Source organism: Amnibacterium sp. (assembly GCF_025463795.1).
GTDB lineage: Bacteria > Actinomycetota > Actinomycetes > Actinomycetales > Microbacteriaceae > Amnibacterium.
On record NZ_JAODBE010000117.1, the window covers coordinates 1 to 16,928 of the forward strand.

The 16,928-nt window shown below is 73.6% G+C and carries 22 protein-coding genes; 4 read left to right on the forward strand and 18 right to left on the reverse strand.

Features of this window, described 5'->3' with window-relative positions:
* The 6 genes from JWQ92_RS10130 to JWQ92_RS10155 all read right to left on the reverse strand — a co-directional run.
* On the reverse strand, positions 1 to 411 hold a 411-nt coding region (locus JWQ92_RS10130), incomplete at its 3' end, for an SseB family protein (RefSeq protein WP_297344336.1).
* A complete protein-coding gene (gene priA, locus JWQ92_RS10135; protein WP_297344337.1) occupies positions 408 to 1,151 on the reverse strand; it encodes a bifunctional 1-(5-phosphoribosyl)-5-((5-phosphoribosylamino)methylideneamino)imidazole-4-carboxamide isomerase/phosphoribosylanthranilate isomerase PriA in 744 nt (247 codons plus the stop codon). The genes priA and JWQ92_RS10130, both read right to left, overlap by 4 nt.
* Entirely contained in the window at positions 1,148 to 1,780 is a 633-nt protein-coding gene (gene hisH / locus JWQ92_RS10140) for an imidazole glycerol phosphate synthase subunit HisH (protein WP_297344338.1), read from the reverse strand. The genes priA and hisH overlap by 4 nt, the downstream gene beginning before the upstream one ends.
* Positions 1,777 to 2,382, reverse strand: a complete 606-nt coding sequence (gene hisB, locus JWQ92_RS10145) for an imidazoleglycerol-phosphate dehydratase HisB (protein WP_297344339.1) — start codon at positions 2,380 to 2,382, stop codon at positions 1,777 to 1,779. The genes hisH and hisB overlap by 4 nt, the downstream gene beginning before the upstream one ends.
* Positions 2,379 to 3,479 carry a histidinol-phosphate transaminase gene (locus JWQ92_RS10150; protein WP_297344340.1) on the reverse strand — a complete coding sequence of 367 codons (1,101 nt, stop codon included), beginning with the start codon at positions 3,477 to 3,479 and terminating at the stop codon, positions 2,379 to 2,381. The genes hisB and JWQ92_RS10150 overlap by 4 nt, the downstream gene beginning before the upstream one ends.
* 31 nt (positions 3,480 to 3,510) lie before the next feature.
* Positions 3,511 to 3,996 (reverse strand): LysM peptidoglycan-binding domain-containing protein, encoded by a 486-nt coding sequence (locus tag JWQ92_RS10155; RefSeq protein ID WP_297344341.1) that lies wholly within the window; start codon positions 3,994 to 3,996, stop codon positions 3,511 to 3,513.
* Positions 3,997 to 4,201: 205 nt separating this feature from the next.
* Here JWQ92_RS10155 and lexA point away from each other — a divergent pair, with 205 nt between their 5' ends.
* Positions 4,202 to 4,882: a transcriptional repressor LexA gene (gene lexA / locus JWQ92_RS10160; RefSeq protein WP_297344342.1), complete on the forward strand. Its 681-nt coding sequence runs from the start codon at positions 4,202 to 4,204 to the stop codon at positions 4,880 to 4,882.
* Between the two features lie 31 nt (positions 4,883 to 4,913).
* Here lexA and JWQ92_RS10165 read toward each other — a convergent pair whose 3' ends face one another.
* Positions 4,914 to 5,807, reverse strand: a complete 894-nt coding sequence (locus JWQ92_RS10165; RefSeq protein ID WP_297344343.1) for an AlkA N-terminal domain-containing protein — start codon at positions 5,805 to 5,807, stop codon at positions 4,914 to 4,916.
* A 2-nt stretch (positions 5,808 to 5,809) separates the two neighbouring features.
* Positions 5,810 to 6,763 carry a GlxA family transcriptional regulator gene (locus JWQ92_RS10170; protein ID WP_297344344.1) on the reverse strand — a complete coding sequence of 318 codons (954 nt, stop codon included), beginning with the start codon at positions 6,761 to 6,763 and terminating at the stop codon, positions 5,810 to 5,812.
* 81 nt (positions 6,764 to 6,844) lie between these two features.
* Between JWQ92_RS10170 and JWQ92_RS10175 the strand changes: the two genes are divergently transcribed.
* Positions 6,845 to 6,982 carry a hypothetical protein gene (locus JWQ92_RS10175; RefSeq protein ID WP_297344345.1) on the forward strand — a complete coding sequence of 46 codons (138 nt, stop codon included), beginning with the start codon at positions 6,845 to 6,847 and terminating at the stop codon, positions 6,980 to 6,982.
* Positions 6,983 to 6,988: 6 nt separating this feature from the next.
* Here the strand turns inward: JWQ92_RS10175 and hflX are convergent, their stop codons facing one another.
* Positions 6,989 to 8,407, reverse strand: coding sequence for a GTPase HflX (gene hflX, locus JWQ92_RS10180; protein ID WP_297344346.1), 1,419 nt, complete (start codon positions 8,405 to 8,407; stop codon positions 6,989 to 6,991).
* A 33-nt stretch (positions 8,408 to 8,440) separates the two neighbouring features.
* On the opposite strand from hflX, the gene JWQ92_RS10185 reads away from it, so the two are divergent.
* Positions 8,441 to 9,067: a methyltransferase gene (locus tag JWQ92_RS10185; RefSeq protein WP_297344347.1), complete on the forward strand. Its 627-nt coding sequence runs from the start codon at positions 8,441 to 8,443 to the stop codon at positions 9,065 to 9,067.
* Here the strand turns inward: JWQ92_RS10185 and dapF are convergent.
* The 9 genes from dapF to pgsA all read right to left on the reverse strand — a co-directional run bounded on the left by dapF (position 9,019) and on the right by pgsA (position 16,207).
* Positions 9,019 to 9,909 carry a diaminopimelate epimerase gene (dapF, locus tag JWQ92_RS10190; protein ID WP_297344348.1) on the reverse strand — a complete coding sequence of 297 codons (891 nt, stop codon included), beginning with the start codon at positions 9,907 to 9,909 and terminating at the stop codon, positions 9,019 to 9,021. The two genes, JWQ92_RS10185 and dapF, sit on opposite strands and share 49 nt — an antisense overlap.
* Before the next feature lie 9 nt (positions 9,910 to 9,918).
* Positions 9,919 to 10,848, reverse strand: a complete 930-nt coding sequence (gene miaA / locus JWQ92_RS10195; RefSeq protein ID WP_297344349.1) for a tRNA (adenosine(37)-N6)-dimethylallyltransferase MiaA — start codon at positions 10,846 to 10,848, stop codon at positions 9,919 to 9,921.
* Between the two features lie 4 nt (positions 10,849 to 10,852).
* On the reverse strand, positions 10,853 to 12,361 hold the full coding sequence (miaB, locus tag JWQ92_RS10200; protein ID WP_297344350.1) for a tRNA (N6-isopentenyl adenosine(37)-C2)-methylthiotransferase MiaB: 1,509 nt from the start codon (positions 12,359 to 12,361) through the stop codon (positions 10,853 to 10,855).
* 28 nt (positions 12,362 to 12,389) lie between these two features.
* Entirely contained in the window at positions 12,390 to 13,025 is a 636-nt protein-coding gene (locus JWQ92_RS10205; protein ID WP_297344351.1) for a regulatory protein RecX, read from the reverse strand.
* 3 nt (positions 13,026 to 13,028) lie between these two features.
* Positions 13,029 to 14,102 carry a recombinase RecA gene (gene recA, locus JWQ92_RS10210; protein WP_297344352.1) on the reverse strand — a complete coding sequence of 358 codons (1,074 nt, stop codon included), beginning with the start codon at positions 14,100 to 14,102 and terminating at the stop codon, positions 13,029 to 13,031.
* A gap of 260 nt (positions 14,103 to 14,362) precedes the next feature.
* Entirely contained in the window at positions 14,363 to 14,590 is a 228-nt protein-coding gene (locus JWQ92_RS10215; RefSeq protein WP_297344353.1) for a DUF3046 domain-containing protein, read from the reverse strand.
* A gap of 19 nt (positions 14,591 to 14,609) precedes the next feature.
* Complete coding sequence (locus JWQ92_RS10220) at positions 14,610 to 14,939, reverse strand: helix-turn-helix domain-containing protein (protein WP_297344354.1); 330 nt, start codon at positions 14,937 to 14,939, stop codon at positions 14,610 to 14,612.
* 165 nt (positions 14,940 to 15,104) lie between these two features.
* Complete coding sequence (locus JWQ92_RS10225) at positions 15,105 to 15,587, reverse strand: CinA family protein (protein WP_297344355.1); 483 nt, start codon at positions 15,585 to 15,587, stop codon at positions 15,105 to 15,107.
* Positions 15,584 to 16,207, reverse strand: a complete 624-nt coding sequence (pgsA, locus tag JWQ92_RS10230; protein ID WP_297344356.1) for a CDP-diacylglycerol--glycerol-3-phosphate 3-phosphatidyltransferase — start codon at positions 16,205 to 16,207, stop codon at positions 15,584 to 15,586. The genes JWQ92_RS10225 and pgsA overlap by 4 nt, the downstream gene beginning before the upstream one ends.
* Positions 16,208 to 16,333: 126 nt before the next feature.
* Here pgsA and JWQ92_RS10235 point away from each other — a divergent pair, with 126 nt between their 5' ends.
* On the forward strand, positions 16,334 to 16,918 hold the full coding sequence (locus tag JWQ92_RS10235) for a TetR family transcriptional regulator (protein WP_297344357.1): 585 nt from the start codon (positions 16,334 to 16,336) through the stop codon (positions 16,916 to 16,918).
* The last annotated feature ends 10 nt before the right edge of the window (positions 16,919 to 16,928 follow it).

Here is a 16,928-nt window from a genome sequence, read left to right on the forward strand (position 1 = left end):
CTGGCGGGCCGGCGCCGGCACCGGCCTCGCGGCCGGGTTCCAGGCCGCCATCGCGGCCGCGGAGCCGAACGCGGGCAGCACCCGGCGACCGTCGGGCCCCGCGACGGTGACGAGCGCGAGTTCCGCAGCGTGCCCACGCTCGCCTGGGCCCGCGGCCCCTTCCGGGCCGGGGAACCCGGCGTGGTCACGGCGGCCGTCGTGGTCGCCGAGGTCGGCGAGGAGCGGCACCAGCAGCCGCGCGTCCTGCAGCGCGGCGACGACCGCCTCAGGGCCCACGCGACCGGCCACGAGGTCGGCATGGGCGGCGAGGAACGCGGGCGGTGCCGTTCCGTCGTCACCGGCGAACGGGCTCGGCGCCGCCTCGAACGACCGGCCGGCGAAGGGCCGGCCCGCAGAGTCCGCGGAACTCACCCCGTGGCGACCTGGAGCGCCTCGACCAGGCTGAAGCGGCCCGCGTAGAGCGCCTTGCCGACGATCGCACCCTCGAGGCCCTCGTCCGTGAGCGACCGGAGGGCCCGCAGGTCGTCGAGGCTGGCGATGCCGCCGGATGCGACGACCGGCTTCCCCGTCGCTCGGAGGACGCCCCGGAGCAGCTCCAGGTTCGGGCCGCCGAGGGTGCCGTCCTTGTGCACGTCCGTGACCACGTACCGCGCGCAGCCGGCCTGCTCGAGCCGGTCGAGCACATCCCAGAGGTCGCCGCCCTCGCTGGTCCAGCCCCGCGCAGCGAGGGTCGTGCCGCGCACGTCGAGGCCGACGGCGATGCGGTCCCCGTGGATCGCGATCGCCTCGGCGGTCCAGTCGGGGTTCTCGAGCGCGGCCGTGCCGATGTTGACGCGGTCGGCGCCCGTGCCGAGCGCCCGCTCGAGACTGGCCTCGTCGCGGATGCCGCCGGAGAGCTCGATCCGCACCTCCGGCACCCGATCGATCACGGCCTGGATCACCGCGGCGTTCTCGCCGCGCCCGAACGCGGCGTCGAGATCGACGAGGTGGATCCAGGCCGCTCCCTGCCTGGCCCAGTCGAGGGCGGCCTCGACGGGGTCGCCGTAGCCGGTCTCGCTGCCTGCCTCGCCCTGCACGAGGCGCACGGCCCGGCCGCCGGCGACATCCACCGCGGGCAGGAGCTCGAGCGGGCGGACGAGCGGGTCGGTCACAGGGTCTCCAACCAGTTGGCGAGCAGGCGGACGCCGGCGTCGCCGGACTTCTCGGGATGGAACTGGGTCGCGGCCAGCGGGCCGTTCTCGACCGCCGCGACGAAGGGGCCGCCGTGCTCGGCCCAGGTCACGAGCGGCGCGCGGCGACGCGCGTCGGCGGGCATCGGCCAGTCGCGGGCCGCGTAGGAGTGGACGAAGTAGAAGCGCTCGTCCTCGATCCCGGCGAACAGCCGCGATCCCTCGGGCACACGGACCTCGTTCCACCCCATGTGCGGCAGCACGGGCGCGTCGAGCCGGTCGACGATGCCCGGCCACTCGCCGAGGCCCTCGGTGACCCCCTCCCCCTCGACGCCCTGCTCGAAGAGCACCTGCATGCCGACGCAGATGCCGAGCACCGGGCGCCCTCCGGCGAGCCGTCGCTCGATCACCTCGGGGCCGCGCGCCGCGACGAGGCCGCTCATCACGGCTCCGAAGGCGCCCACCCCGGGGACGAGCAGGCCGTCGGCGGCCGCGGCCGCAGCCCGGTCGGCGGTGAGGCGGACGTCGGCACCCGCGGCCTCGAGCGCCTTCGTCGCGGAGTGCACGTTGCCGCTCCCGTAGTCGAACACGACGACCCTCGGCCGCGTCACAGCGCGCCCTTCGTGGACGGGATGCCGGGCACCGCGGAGTCGAACGCCTTCGCGGCGCGGAAGGCGCGGGCGAACGCCTTGAACTCGCTCTCGGCGATGTGGTGGGGGTCCCGTCCGGCGAGCACCTGCACGTGCACCGTCATCGCGCCGTTCACGACGATCGACTCGAGCACGTGCCGCACCATCGATCCGGTGAAGTGACCGCCGATCAGGTGGAGCTCGAACCCGGCCGGCTCGCCGCCGTGCACGAGATACGGGCGGCCGGAGAGGTCCACGGCGGCTCTCGTCAGCGCGTCGTCGAGCGGCACCGTCGCGTCGCCGAATCGGCTGATGCCCCGCTTGTCCCCGAGGGCGCCGCGGATGGCGCCGCCGAGCACGATGCCGACGTCCTCCGCCGTGTGGTGCACGTCGATGGCGGTGTCGCCCGACGCCGTCACGGTGAGGTCGGTCAGCGAGTGCTTCGCGAAGGCGGTGAGGAGGTGGTCGAGGAAGGGGACGCTCGTGGCGATCCTGGTCTCCCCCGTACCGTCGAGGTCGAGTTCGAGCTCGACGGTGGACTCGCTCGTGGCGCGGGACGCCCTGGCGATGCGGGCGCCGGTCATGCGCGGGATCCTACCGGCGAGCGTCCGGTGACCTCCGCGAAGGCGGACAGGAACGCGTCGGTCTCCGTGGCCGTTCCTGCTGAGACCCTGAGACAGCCGGGGATCGCGAGATCGCGGATCAGGACCCCGCGGTCGAGCAGGGCCTGCCACAGGGCGGCCGGGTCCTCGACCCCGCCGAACAGCACGAAGTTCGTCCAGCTCGGCCAGACCCGGTGCCCGAGCGCCTCGAGGCCGGCGGCCGTGCGGTCGCGCTGCACGCAGATCTCCTGGACCATCCGGAGCATCTCCGGCGCGTGCGCGAGGGCGCCGAGCGCCGCGGCCTGGGTCAGGGCGGACAGGTGGTACGGGAGGCGCACGAGCCGCAGCGCGTCGGTGACGGCCGGATCCGCGGCCAGGTACCCGACCCGCGCGCCGGCGAACGCGAAGGCCTTGCTCATGGTGCGGGAGACGATCAGCCGCTCCCGCCCCGGCAGGAGGGTGAGGGCCGAGGGGGCGTCGGCGGGCATGAACTCGCCGTACGCCTCGTCGACGAAGACGATGCCGTCCGTCGCGTCGTAGGCGGCGGCGATCGTCTCCAGGGAGACGGGGGTGCCCGTCGGATTGTTCGGGGCGCAGAAGAAGACGAGGTCGGGTCGCTCCCGCTGGACCGCGGCGACGGCGGTCGGCGCGGAGATCGTGAAGTCGGCGTCGCGCTCGGCGGTCACCCACTCGGTCGAGGTCGACGCCGCGATGATCGCGTGCATGCTGTAGGTCGGCGGGAAGCCGAGCACCCGGCGGCCGGGGCCGCCGAACGCCTGCAGCACGTGCTGGATGACCTCGTTCGACCCGTTCGCGGCCCACACGTGATTCCGGCTCAGCTCGTGGCCGAGGTACCCGGCGAGCGCCTCGCGGAGTGCCGTGAACTCCCGGTCCGGGTATCGGTTCACCTCGTGCAACGCGGCGCGGATCCGTTGCAGGATGTCCTCGGCCACGTCCGGCGGCACGGGATGCGTGTTCTCGTTGACGTTGAGCGCGACGGGGACGACGAGCTGGGGGGCCCCGTAGGCGGAGCGCCCGACCAGGTCGGCGCGGAGCGGCAGGTCGGCGAGGTTCGTCACACCTCATTCTCGCAAAGACCGGCGGGGCGGCTCAGCGCGCGATGTCGGACGGCACCGAGAGCCGGCTCCCCGCGAGGACGACGGCGCCGGGCAGGTGGTTGACCTGCTCGAGCTCCGCGACCACGTCGCGCGGGTCGCGGGCCGGGGCGAGCCGCTCGGCGATCGACCACAGGGTGTCGCCACCGCGGATGAGGACCGCCCGCGAGGAGGTGGCCGGATCGGCCTGCGCGAACGGCGCGGAGACGCCCACGAAGGCCGAGGAGAGCGCGAGCACGGCGGGGAGCACCACGAGCACCACCCGTCCGCGTCGCGTGAGGCGCAGCCGCGGGGACGCAGGCACCACCGCCCGGTGAGCGACGGTCGGCCGCGCACCGGCGTCCCGCGCCGGGGCGGCGATGAGGCGCGCCCGATCGGCGGCCAGCGGGACGCGGTGGGCGCACACCGCGCCGCCCCGAACGGCGGTGCGGCGCACGGGCACCGGCGCGTACTCGATCCAGTCGTTCTGCACCGTGATCACGGTCGCTCTCCTTCGCTCCTCGGCCCCTCTGACCGCTGTCGAACATACGTTCGAAGCGGGGCCGTTGCAAGCATCTTCGAAGGCGGGTCCGACACCCGCTGCACGCCGTCGAACATGTGTTTGCCGATCGGGGTACAAGCCCGGTAGCATCGGGAACCGACGACCCGTGCGGCACCGACCCCGGGCGGACGCCGAGAGGACGCCGATGGCCGAGCAGCCCGACACCCGAGCCGTCGACGGGGGCACCCGCCGCCGCCGGTCGCTGAGCGAGAAGCAGATGGCGATCCTCGAGGTCATCCAGCGCTCCGTGGCCTCCCGGGGCTACCCGCCGAGCATGAGGGAGATCGGCGACGCCGTCGGGCTCGCCTCCCTCTCCAGCGTGACCCATCAGCTGAAGCAGCTCGAGCTCTCGGGCTACCTTCGCCGCGACGCGAAGCGTCCCCGCGCGCTCGAGGTCGTCATCGACGTGCCGATGTCGACGAGCGAGACCCCGTCGACGGTGCCCGTCGGCGACGCCGCAATGGTGCCGCTCGTCGGCCGGATCGCGGCGGGGATCCCGATCACGGCGGAGCAGCAGATCGACGAGGTCTTCCCGCTGCCGCGCCAGCTCGTCGGCCGCGGCGAGCTCTTCATGCTGAAGGTCGTCGGCGAGTCGATGATCGACGCCGCCATCTGCGACGGGGACTGGGTCGTGGTGCGGACTCAGCAGACGGCCGAGAACGGCGAGATCGTCGCCGCCATGCTCGACGGCGAGGCCACGGTGAAGGTGCTGCGCCAGCGTGACGGGCACACGTGGCTGCTGCCGCGCAACAGCGCCTTCGAGCCGATCCTCGGCGACGACGCGCAGGTGCTCGGCAAGGTCGTCGCGATCCTTCGCGCCATCTGAGGCCGGACTCGCCGACGGGGCGCGCCCGCGCTCAGCCGGGCAGGGTGTTGACCGCGTGCACGCCCGTCGCCCAGAGGTACTGGACGGCGTGCGCCCGGTACGGCGACCACGCGCGGGCATGCCGCTCGAGAGGGGCCGGACGGTCGGGCAGCCCGAGCCGCCGTGCGGCGAGCACGACGCCGAGGTCTCCGGCGAGGAACGCGTCCGGGTCGCCGAGGGCACGCATCCGCACCGTGTCGGCCGTCCACGGGCCGACGCCGGGCAGGGCGAGCAGCGCCGCGCGCACCTCGAGCGGCGGCGCGGCGAGGTCGACGGAGCCGTCGGCGAGCGCGCGGGCCACGGTCAGCACGGTGCGCCGGCGCGCGTCGGGCATCCGCAGCACGTCCCGGACCCGGCCCTCGTGCGCGAGCAGGGCGGCGGGCGCGGGGAACAGGGCGGTCAGGCCGCCGTCGGGATCCGAGACGGGTGCTCCGAGCTCGGCGACGAGACGGCCGGTGATCGTCCGCGCGGCGGCGGTCGCGATCTGCTGGCCGACCACGGCCCGCACCGTCATCGCCTCCGGGTCGAGGGTGCCGGGTACGCGGCGGCCGGGCGCCGCGGCGACGAGGGCGGCGAGGGCGGGATCCGCGCCGAGCACGGCTGCCGCGGCGGCCGGGTCGAGATCGAGGTCGAGCAGGCGGCGCGCCCGACCGACCGCGTCGGCGAGGTCGTCCGGGTCGGTGAGCAGCAGCTCGACCGGGACGACCCCACCGGCCGGGAGCCGGGCCGAGACGATCGCCGGCCCCCCGGCCAGGCGCACCGTCGACCGGTAGGCGCCCTCCCGCCACTCCTCGACCCCCGGCACCGCGGTGGCGACGAGATGCCCGTACAGGTTCGACGGCTCGAGCGGCGAGGTGTACGGCAGCTCGAGCCGGACCCGATGCACGCTCAGACGCCGGCGAGGCTGAAACGACGCCGGTAGGCCTGCGGGCTCGTGCCGAGGACGCTCCCGAAGTGGTGCCGCAGCACGCCGCCGGTCCCGAAACCGACCCGGCGCGCGACCTCGTCGACCGGCAGACCCGAGGTCTCGAGGAGGTCCTGGGCGAGCCGCAGTCGCTGCCGGACGACCCACGCGGCGGGCGTCGTCCCGGTCTCGTCGCGGAACCGGCGAGCGAACGTGCGCGGCGACATGAGCGCGCGGCGGGCGAGGACCTCGACCGACAGGTCCTCGTCGAGGTGCGCCTCCGCCCAGTCGAGCAGCCCGGCCAGCGAGTCGGCGGCGTGCTCGGGCATCGGCAGCGCGATGTACTGCGCCTGGCCCCCGTCCCGCTGCGGCGGCACGACCATCCGCCGGGCGATCGCGTTGGCCGCCGAGGCGCCGAGCTCGCGGCGGATGATGTGCAGCGACGCGTCGATCCCGGAGGCGGTACCGGCGGAGGTCACGATCCGGTCCGCCTCGACGAACAGCACGTTCGGGTCGACGCGGGTGGCGGGATGTGCCGCCTGCAGCCGGGCTGCGTGGCGCCAGTGCGTCGTGCTCGGACGCCCGTCCAGCAGGCCGGCGGCCCCGAGCACGAACGCCCCGCTGCAGACGCTGAGCACCCAGGCGCCGCGCTCGTGGGCCGCCCGCACGGTCTCGAGGATCCGCGGATCGACCCGCCGCAGATCGTCGACGGCGGGCACGGCGACCAGGTCCGCGTCCCGCGCCGCCTCGAGCCCGGACGGCACGGTCACGCTGAGGCCGTACTGGAACGGGATGGTGCCGGGGTCGGCGGCCACGACCGTGAAGTCGATCGGTGGGACGCCGTCGTCGGTCCGATCGACGCCGAACACCTCGCAGAGGACCCCGAACTCGAACGGGGCCATCGTGGGCACCGCCAGCACGGCGACCTTCCTCAGCATCCGCCGAGTATGGCAGGAAATGCATGGAGTTGGCGTTCCTGCCACTCGTGGCTGGATCGGAACGTTCGTACCCTTCCTGCCATGCTGCTGCTCGGAGTCGTGCTCATCCTGCTCACCGTCGCCGGCGTCGCCGCCACGGTCCGCGCCGTCCAGCTCGACGGCTACGGACCCCGGCCGGCCCGCGGGGACCGGTTCACCGATCCCCGGCGGTTCCTCTAGCAGCGATCAGCCGACGAGGTAGGGCTCGAGGGCCGCGCGCTCCTCGTCGCCGACGAGCGCGTTGATCCGGGTGCCCGCCTCCTCGTAGACCGTGGCGAGCACGCGGCCGCGCTCATGCAGCATCGAGACGAGGTCGCCGCGCTCGAACGGGACGACGGCGGTGATCTCGTGGGACGGGAGCGGCAGCAGCGCGCCGATCGTCGCGAGCAGCGCCTCGATGCCCTCGCCCGTGCGCGCCGAGACGAAGACCGCCGTCGGCTCGAGCCCGCGCAGCACCATCCGTGTCGCGTCATCGACGAGGTCCGCCTTGTTGAACACGACGAGCTCGGGCACGTCGCCCGCGCCGACCTCGGCGATCACCTGCCGGACGGTCGCGATCTGGCCCGCGGGGTCGGGCGTGCCCGCGTCGACGACGTGGAGCGCGAGGTCCGCCTGCTCGACCTCCTCCAGCGTCGAGCGGAAGGCCTCGACGAGCTGGTGGGGCAGGTTCCGGACGAAGCCGACGGTGTCGGTCAGGGTGTAGGGCCGGCCGTCCGGCGTCTCCGTGCGACGGACGGTCGTGTCGAGCGTCGCGAACAGCGCGTTCTCGACGAGTGCGCCGGCCCGGGTGATCCGGTTCAGCAGGCTCGACTTGCCGGCGTTCGTGTAGCCGGCGATCGCGACCGAGGGCACGCCGTTCCGGTCGCGGTTCTGCCGCTTCACGGCGCGGGCCGGCGCCATGTCCGTGATCTCCCTGCGCAGCTTCGCCATGCGGGAGTGGATGCGGCGCCGGTCGAGCTCGATCTTCGTCTCGCCGGGACCACGGGAGCCCATGCCGGCGCCCGCGCCGCCGACCTGGCCACCGGCTTGGCGGGACATGGACTCGCCCCAGCCGCGGAGGCGCGGGAGCAGGTACTGCAGCTGCGCGAGCTCGACCTGGGCCTTGCCCTCGCGGCTCTTCGCGTGCTGGCTGAAGATGTCGAGGATCACGGCCGTGCGGTCGATCACCTTCACCTTGACCACGTCCTCGAGCGCACGTCGCTGGCTGGGGGCGAGCTCGGTGTCGGCGATGACCGTGTCGGCGCCGACGGCGCGGACGACGGCACGGAGCTCCTCGGCCTTGCCGCTGCCGAGGTACGTCGACGGGTCGGGATGCGGTCGGCGCTGCAGCAGGCCGTCGAGCACGACGGCGCCGGCGGTCTCGGCGAGGGCGGCGAGCTCGCGGAGCGACTGCTCCGCCTCGGCCTGCCCTCGGCTGTACACGCCGATCAGAACGACCCGCTCGAGTCGCAGCTGCCGGTACTCGACCTCGGTGACGTCCTCGAGCTCGGTGGAGAGCCCGGTGATGCGGCGGAGCGCCTGGCGCTCCTCGAGATCGAACTGCTCACCGTCGAAATCGGGCGCGTCGAACGTGCCGCCGGCGGTGGGCTTCAGGGTTTCCGTCACGAAGGACCTTTCGATGTTGATTGAATTCTCGTCATGGCCGATGAGCACTACTTCAGTGCCAGGCCGAGTTCGGATGAGCGGCCGCGGACGATCCGCGTCGAGCTCGCGGGGAGGGCGCTCCAGCTGACCACCGGAGGCGGCGTGTTCAGCCCGGAGCGGATCGACACGGGCACGGCCGTGCTGCTGTCACGCGTGCCCGCACCGGCGGCCACCGGGGCCCTGCTGGACCTCGGTTGCGGTTGGGGTCCGATCGCGATCGCGATGGCGCTGCGCTCTCCTCAGGCGGACGTGTGGGCGGTCGATGTGAACGAGCGCGCCCTCGCGCTCGCCGCGGCGAATGCCCGGATCGCCGACGTCAGTATCAAGAGCGCATCGCCCCAGGATATTCCTGAGGACCTGCGATTCGCCACCATCTGGTCGAACCCGCCCATCCGCATCGGCAAGGTCGCGCTGCACGCCCTGCTCGAGGCGTGGCTGCCCCGGCTGGCGCCCGGCGGCTCGGCCTGGCTGGTCGTCGCGAAGCACCTCGGTGCCGACTCCCTGCAGGGATGGATCGCCGACCGGTTCGCCGCGGACGGCCTGACCGTGCGCCGGGCGTCCACCGACCGCGGCTACCGGGTGCTCGAGGTCAGCGCCGCCCGGTCGACGACGCCGGAGTAGACGAGCTCCGCAGGGCCCGACAGCTCGACGTGCTCGCCGTCCGCGGCGTGAAGCATGCGCACCTCGAGCTCGCCGCCCGGCACGCTGACGTGCCAGAGGGCCGGGGCGCTGCTGCCGGCCCAGTAGCGGGCGGCGAGCGCTGCGGCGGCCGCCCCGGTGCCGCAGGACAGGGTCTCGCCGCTCCCGCGCTCGTGCACGCGCATGCGGATGCGGCCGGCGCCGTCCTGGACGAGCGGGTCCGCGGGATGCACGAGCTCGACGTTCGCGCCGGCGGCCGGCTCGGGGTCGAGCCGGGGTGGGCGGGCGAGCTCCGCGGCGTCGAGCTCGTCGCCGTCCGCGAGCGCGACGACGACATGGGGATTCGGCACCGTGACGGCCAGCCCCGGCCGGGCGACCGGGATCCCCGGCACGGACACCACGACGTCGTTCCCCCCCAGCGTGAAGGGACCCAGGTCGACCGCGAAGCCGTTCGGCGCGCGGCGGACCGTCCGGACGCCGCCCCTCGTGACGATCGGCAGGCCGTCGTCGTCGAGCGTCGCGAGCCCCTCCGCGACCAGGAACGCGGTGAAGACCCGGATGCCGTTGCCGCACATCTCCGCGGCGGACCCGTCCGCGTTGCGGTAGTCCATGAACCAGACGGCCCCGCCGTCGGCGAGCGCGGCGCCCTCGGGATCGGCGGCGGCTCGCACGGCGCGCAGCACGCCGTCGGCTCCGATGCCGAGGTGGCGGTCGCAGAGGCGCGCCACCTCGCTCGGCGCGAGATCGAGCACGCCGTCCGGATCGGCCACCAGCACGAAGTCGTTCCCGGTGCCGTGGCCCTTCGTGAAGCGCACCTGGGCCATGCGTCCAGCCTAGAGGCGGCCCGTGCCGGCCCTGTCGAGTGCGCGCATCACCGCGGCGACCGCCTCACGGTCGGTTCCGTCGAGGCGCAGCGCGTCGTCGTCGCGGTTGAACCAGGCGCGCTGCCGGCGCACGACGCGCCAGGTGAGCCGGATGGTCTCCTCGACGCCGTCCGCGACGTCGAGGTCCCCGCGCAGCACCGCCAGCGCCTGCGCGTACCCGACGGCGCGGGCGGCCGTGGTGCCGTCGGCGAGCCCCTGCGGGAGCAGCGTCCGCACCTCGTCGAGCAGCCCGTCCGCCCACATGCGCCTGGCACGATCGGCGAGGCGTGGCTGGAGGACCTCGGTCTCGGCCTCGACGCTCACCCGCACGGTCGGCCGCCACCAGGGGGCCTCACCGGGCAGCGATGCGGCGTAGGGCCGACCCGTGAGGGTCACGACCTCGAGCGCCCGGATGACCCGACGGAGGTTCCCTGACGGGATGCGCTGGGCGGCGACCGGGTCCTCCTCGGCGAGCCGGCGCCAGAGCGCGTCGGGCCCGAGCTGGTCGGCCTGCTGCTCGAGGTCCGCACGGAGCACGGGGTCGGTCGCCGGGAAGTCGAGCTCCCGCAGCACCGCCTCGATGTAGAGCCCGGATCCGCCGACGAGCAGGGGCACGGCACCCCTCGACTCGATGTCCTCGATGGCCGCCCTGGCCGCCTCACGGTAGACGGCGACCGAGGCGGTCCGGGTCACGTCCCACAGGTCGAAGCAGTGGTGCGGGATCCCGCGGCGCTCGGCGGCCGGCAGCTTCGCGGTGCCGATGTCCATGCCCCGGTACAGCTGCATGGCGTCCGCGTTGACGACCTCCGCGACGCCCCCGGCGGCGGCGATGGCCTCGGCGACGCCGAGCGACAACGACGTCTTGCCGGTGCCGGTCGCGCCGGCGAGCAGGATCAGCACCGGGTCATGGTCGCCGCAGGCCCGGCAGCCCGAGCGAGACCGCGCGAGCCGTGGACGGCGCAGGCACGGCGCAGGCGGCGGTCTCACGGGCGTCCCAGGCGTCGCCGGCGCGGGTGCGTTCGATCCGCAGGGGCTCTCCCGCCGGCAGGTCCGCGATGAGGTAGGCGGGGGCGGCCGCGGTGACCCGGGCGGTGACCAGGTCGCCCGGCCTGGGCCCCGTGGCTGCGCCGTCGGGCAGGCCGACGTGGACGAGCCGGTTGTCCTCCGCGCGGCCGGAGAGGCGGTGCGTCGCCCCGTCCTTGCGGCCCTCGCCCGTGCCGACGAGCACCTCCACCTCGGCGCCGACCAGCGCACGGTTGCCCTCCCAGGAGATCCGCTCCTGCAGCGCGAGGAGGCGCTCGTACCGCTCCTGCACGACCGCCTTCGGGACCTGGTCCGGCATCGTCGCCGCCGGGGTCCCGGGGCGGACGGAGTACTGGAAGGTGAAGGCCGAAGCGAAGCGGGACGCCGCGACCACGTCGAGCGTCGCCTGGAAGTCCTCCTCCGTCTCGCCGGGGAACCCGACGATGAGGTCCGTGGTGATGGCGGCGTGCGGGATCCGCTCGCGGACGGCGTCGAGGATCGAGAGGTAGCGCTCGGCCCGGTAGGAGCGGCGCATCGCGCGGAGGATGCGGTCCGAGCCGGACTGCAGCGGCATGTGCAGCTGCGGCATCACGGTGGGCGTCTCCGCCATCGCGTCGATCACGTCGGGTGTGAAGGCGGCGGGGTGCGGGCTCGTGAACCGCACGCGCCGGAGCCCGTCGATCGCGCCTGCGGCCCGCAGCAGCTTGCCGAACGCCTGGCGGTCGCCGAACTGCACGCCGTAGGAGTTGACGTTCTGGCCGAGGAGCGTCACCTCGACGGCGCCGTCGGCGACGAGGGCCTGGATCTCGGCGAGCACGTCGCCCGGCCTGCGGTCCTGCTCCTTGCCGCGCAGCGACGGCACGATGCAGAAGGTGCAGGTGTTGTTGCAGCCGACGGAGATGGACACCCACCCGCTGTAGGTCGACTCCCGCTTCGTCGGGAGGGTGGACGGGAAGACCTCGAGCGCCTCGAGGATCTCGACCTCCGCGGCGGCGTTGTGCCGGGCGCGGTCGAGCAGGCCCGGCAGGGACCCCATGTAGTGGGTGCCGAAGACGACGTCGACCCAGGGCGCGCGCTCGAGGATGACCGACCTGTCCTTCTGCGCGAGGCACCCACCGACCGCGATCTGCATCCCGGCGTGCTCCCGCTTGATCGCCGCGAGGTGACCGAGGTTGCCGTAGAGCCGGTTGTCCGCGTTCTCCCGCACGGCGCAGGTGTTCAGCACGACGATGTCGGCCTGCACGCCCTCCGGGGCTGCGAGGTAGCCGGCGGCCTCCAGCGATCCGGCCAAGCGCTCGGAGTCGTGGACGTTCATCTGGCAGCCGTAGGTGCGCACCTCGTAGGTGCGGGCTCCGACGGCCTCCTCGCGGATCGGCGCGGTGAGGGTCATGCCAGCAGTGTAGGAAGCGCTGGGCGCGTCAGCCGTCGCGGGCACGCTCGAGCGCCTCACGCACGGCCGAGCGCACGCTCGATCCGGCGTAGCCGCGGCGCAGCAGGTAGGCGGTGAGCCGCCGCTCGGCGACGTCGGCGGGGAACGAGACGAGCCGGCGGGCTCGGTCGTCCGCGACGTCCTGCAGCCGCTCCCCGACGACCTCCTCGTCCTCGGCGTTCGCCGCGAGGGCCGCCTCGATGACGGCGGCCGGGAGGTGGCGCGCCCTGAGAGCGGGGCGCAGGGCTCCGTCACCGAGACCCTTGCGCTCGCGGAGCGACCTGACGAGCCGGTCGGCGAGCGCGGCGTCATCGATGAGACCGGCGGACTTCAGCCGGTCGAGCTCCGCTTCGGTCGCGGCCTCGTCGAGACCCCTCGCGAGCAGCTTGGCCCGCAGCTCGGCCTCGGAGGCGTCATGACGGGTCAGCGCCGCGAGGGCCACGCTCTCCGCTCGGCGCTCCGCTCGTCGGTCGGCGGGTGCCGGCTCGCTCCGCGGCTGCTCGACCTCGCCGGGTCCGAGCACAGGAACAGCCCAGGCGGCCTCGTCGGAACCGGATCGGTCCGGTTCCGACGAGGCGCGCTGCTCGGGCGGTTCGCTGCCCGGGAAGTAGCGCAGGACGCCCATCGGCTACGCGCCGACGCGGCGCGCCTGCAGCTTGGCCTCGATCGGCTCCACCGGGGCGACCGATGCGGCCTGCTGCCCCTTCGCCCCGATACCGAGCTTGGTGAGGATCTTGCCCTCGATCTCGTTGGCCATGTCGGCGTTGTTGAGCAGGAAGTCGCGCGCCTTCTCCTTGCCCTGGCCGAGCTGGTCGCCGTCGTACGTGTACCAGGCGCCCGATTTCTTCACGATGCCGTGCTCGACGCCGAAGTCGATCAGACTGCCCTCACGGGAGATGCCGACGCCGTAGAGGATGTCGAACTCGGCCTGCTTGAAGGGCGGGGCCATCTTGTTCTTCACGACCTTGACGCGGGTGCGGTTGCCGACGGCCTCCGCACCGTCCTTCAGGGTCTCGATGCGGCGGATGTCGAGCCGGACGGAGGCGTAGAACTTGAGCGCCTTGCCGCCGGCGGTGGTCTCGGGGCTGCCGAAGAACACGCCGATCTTCTCGCGGAGCTGGTTGATGAAGATCATCGTCGTGTGGGTCTGGTTGAGCCCACCGGTGAGCTTGCGCAGCGCCTGCGACATCAGACGGGCCTGGAGACCGACGTGGCTGTCGCCCATCTCGCCCTCGATCTCGGCCCTGGGCACGAGTGCGGCGACGGAGTCGATGACGAGCAGGTCGATGGAGCCGGAGCGGATCAGCATGTCCGCGATCTCGAGCGCCTGCTCACCGGTGTCGGGCTGGGAGACGAGCAACGCGTCGATGTCGACGCCGAGATTCTTCGCGTACTCGGGGTCGAGCGCGTGCTCCGCGTCGATGAACGCCGCGATGCCGCCCGCCCGCTGAGCGTTGGCGATGGCGTGGAGCGTGAGCGTGGTCTTGCCCGAGGACTCGGGGCCGTAGATCTCGACGATGCGACCACGAGGCAGGCCGCCGATGCCGAGCGCGACGTCGAGGGCGATGGAGCCCGTGGGGATCACCTCGACGGGGGCGCGATCGTCGCTGCCGAGGCGCATGACCGAGCCCTTGCCGAACTGGCGGTCGATCTGGGCGAGAGCGGTCTCGAGGGCCTTCTCGCGGTCGGTGGTGGATGGCATGGAAGGTCTCCTCGTGTTCGTGGCGCTGATCACGCCGTCGGCTGCCCATCGGCTGTCGCCCGGAGCGGGCGACAGGGCTGGCGGTGCGTCCGCCGGTCGGGAGCGACGTTACGTGCGACCCCCGACAGCGCTTCGGCACCGCAGGCGCCCGGTGGAGAACCGATCCCCGCCGGGGGCCTGGGGAGGAGCGTACGCCGCATCGAACACGGGTTCGAGGAACACGCCGGACATCGCGGGGGGAAGCGGAGCCGTGTTCGGATCTACCGGCGCCCGGCCGGCTCGCGGCCGCGGCCGTGCCACCGCTCGGGCGGCACGTCGTTGGCGCCGCAGAGCGCGAGCCAGACGTCGGCCGTCGGGACGCCCTCGTCGAGGGCGCGCTGCGCCGTGCGGCCGTCGAGCGCGTCGAGGACCAGCTGCGTCACGAGCACGCGCCCCTGCGTCTCGCCGAACTCCTCGTCGACGGCGCGACGGAACTCGCTGACCTTCATCGCGGCACCTGCCGAGAGGTCAGTGCGCCACCAGGTCGGCGCGACGCTCGCCGGCGGACCGAGCGGAGAAGCGCTCGCCGAAGTCGGCGGGCAGGGCGTCGGGCACCTCGAGGCCCTCGAGGACCGCGAGCCGGTCGCCGACCTCCCGCATGATCACGGACACCGGCGTCTCGAGCGCATCCGCCACCGACGCCAGGATCTCGGAGGAGGCCTCCTTCTGCCCGCGCTCCACCTCGGAGAGGTAGCCGAGGGCGACGGACGCCTTGCTGGCCACCTGACGGAGGGTGCGACCCTTCTGCAGCCGGAAGTCCCGCAGCACGTCGCCGAGCTCTTGTCGAACGAGAACCATCTCCCCCTCCTTCTCCGTTTCCCGGTGTCGTATCGGTGGTGTCGCCAAGGGGCCGGACCCGTCCGCGGGACGGCCACTGTACCCCGTGCTGACTTCGTCAACGGTAAGCCTCGCGACCGACACCCCGAGCGCGACCTGCCAGACGTAACGGGATCGAAACGTGGGCTATTCCGCGGCGAGGTGCGCCGCGAGGGTGTCGAGCGCGAGGCCGACCGCGGCGACGCGGATCGCCGCGCGGTCCCCGGAGAAGGCGCCGGACGCCGCGATGAGCCGCGACCCGATGGCGACGCCGACGTACACGGTGCCGGGCGGACGGCCGCCCTGCGGGTCCGGGCCGGCGACCCCGGTCGTCGACACCCCCACGTCCGCGATGCGGCCGGCGACGGCGAGCGCGCGTCGCACGCCGTCGGCCATCTGCCTCGCGACCTCCGGATGCACGGGGCCCTCGGCGTCGAGCAGCGCCTGATCGACGCCGAGCACCTCGTGCTTCAGCTCGGTCGCGTAGCTCACCACGCCGCCGAGCAGCACGGCCGAGGCGCCGGGCACCTGCACGAACGCATCCGTGAGCAGACCTCCGGTCAGCGACTCCGCGACGGCGAGGGTGCGGCCGCGCTCGCGCAGCAGCGCCAGCACGTCGGCCGCGGTCATCGCCCGTTCAGCCGGCGGTCGTCGATCAGGTACTGCACGCCGGTGACGACCGTGACGACGAGCGCCGCGGCCATGAAGACGGAGTTCACCACGTCGACCCACGGCCCGAGCAGCTGCGGCAGCGGCGCGAGGGCGAGCGAGATGGCGACCGACTGCAGCACCGTCTTCAGCTTGCCGCCCTTCGAGGCGGGGATCACCCGCTTCGAGAGGACGGCGAACCGGTAGACGGTGATGCCGATCTCACGGACGAGGATCAGGGCCGTCACCCACCACCACAGCTCGCCGAGCACCGAGAGCACGACGAGGGCCGCGCCGGTGAGGGCCTTGTCGGCGATCGGGTCGAGGATCTTGCCGAGGTCCGTGACGAGGTCGCGCCCGCGGGCCAGGCGGCCGTCGAGGCTGTCGGTCGCGATCGCGAGCACGAAGAGCACGGTGGCCGCCCAGCGGACCGCCTCGCCATGGGGGCCGGCGACGAGCAGCGCGACGAACACCGGCACGAGCACGATGCGGCCGATGGTGATGAGGTTCGCCGCGTTCCAGGTGCTGGCCGGCCCCTCGCCGGCCGAGATCATCCGGCCGCGCGCCTGGTAGGGAGTGCGCATCCCGGTGGCGTCGGGCATCGGCGATCCCCCGTCTGCGGGTCCTGGTCCGACGCCGCGCGCTCAGCGTAACCCCGCCCGCTGGGGAGCAATTGGTGGAAGTGCTTATTGACACGAAATGCGGTCAGGGAGTACACCGGCAGCATCATGTCGACGACGCGCGAGTACCGGATGGTGCGCCGCGGGGCGGCCGTCGCGGCGACCCGCGAGCGCATCCTGGCGGCCACCATCGCGCTCGGCTACGAGGAGCTCGACCTCGACCCCACTCTCGAGCGCGTCGCGGCGAGAGCCGGCGTGAGCGTGCAGACCGTGCTCCGCCGCTTCGGATCACGCACCGCGCTGCTCGACGAGGCCCTCGCCGCCGCGCAGGGCGCCGTCGCGGACGAACGGCTGCCCGCGGCTGCCGGGGACGACCCGCTCGTCCCGCTGCTCGAGCACTACCGCCTCCGCGGCGCGTTCTCGCTCCGGATGCTGGCCCGCGAGGACACGGACGCGCGCGCGGCCCTGGTGACGGCCGGCGGCAAGCGCCTGCACCGGGACTGGGTGAGCACGGCGTTCGGCCCTCGGCTGTCCCTGCACGACGCCGGCCGCCTCGAGGCGCTCATGGACCTGCTCGTCGTCGCGACCGACGTCTACGCCTGGAAGCTGCTCGCCCTCGAACGCGGGCTGCCGGACACCGTGGTCCTCGACCGGATGCGCACGCTCGTCGACGCGATCCTCGCGCCGCACTGACCACGAAGGA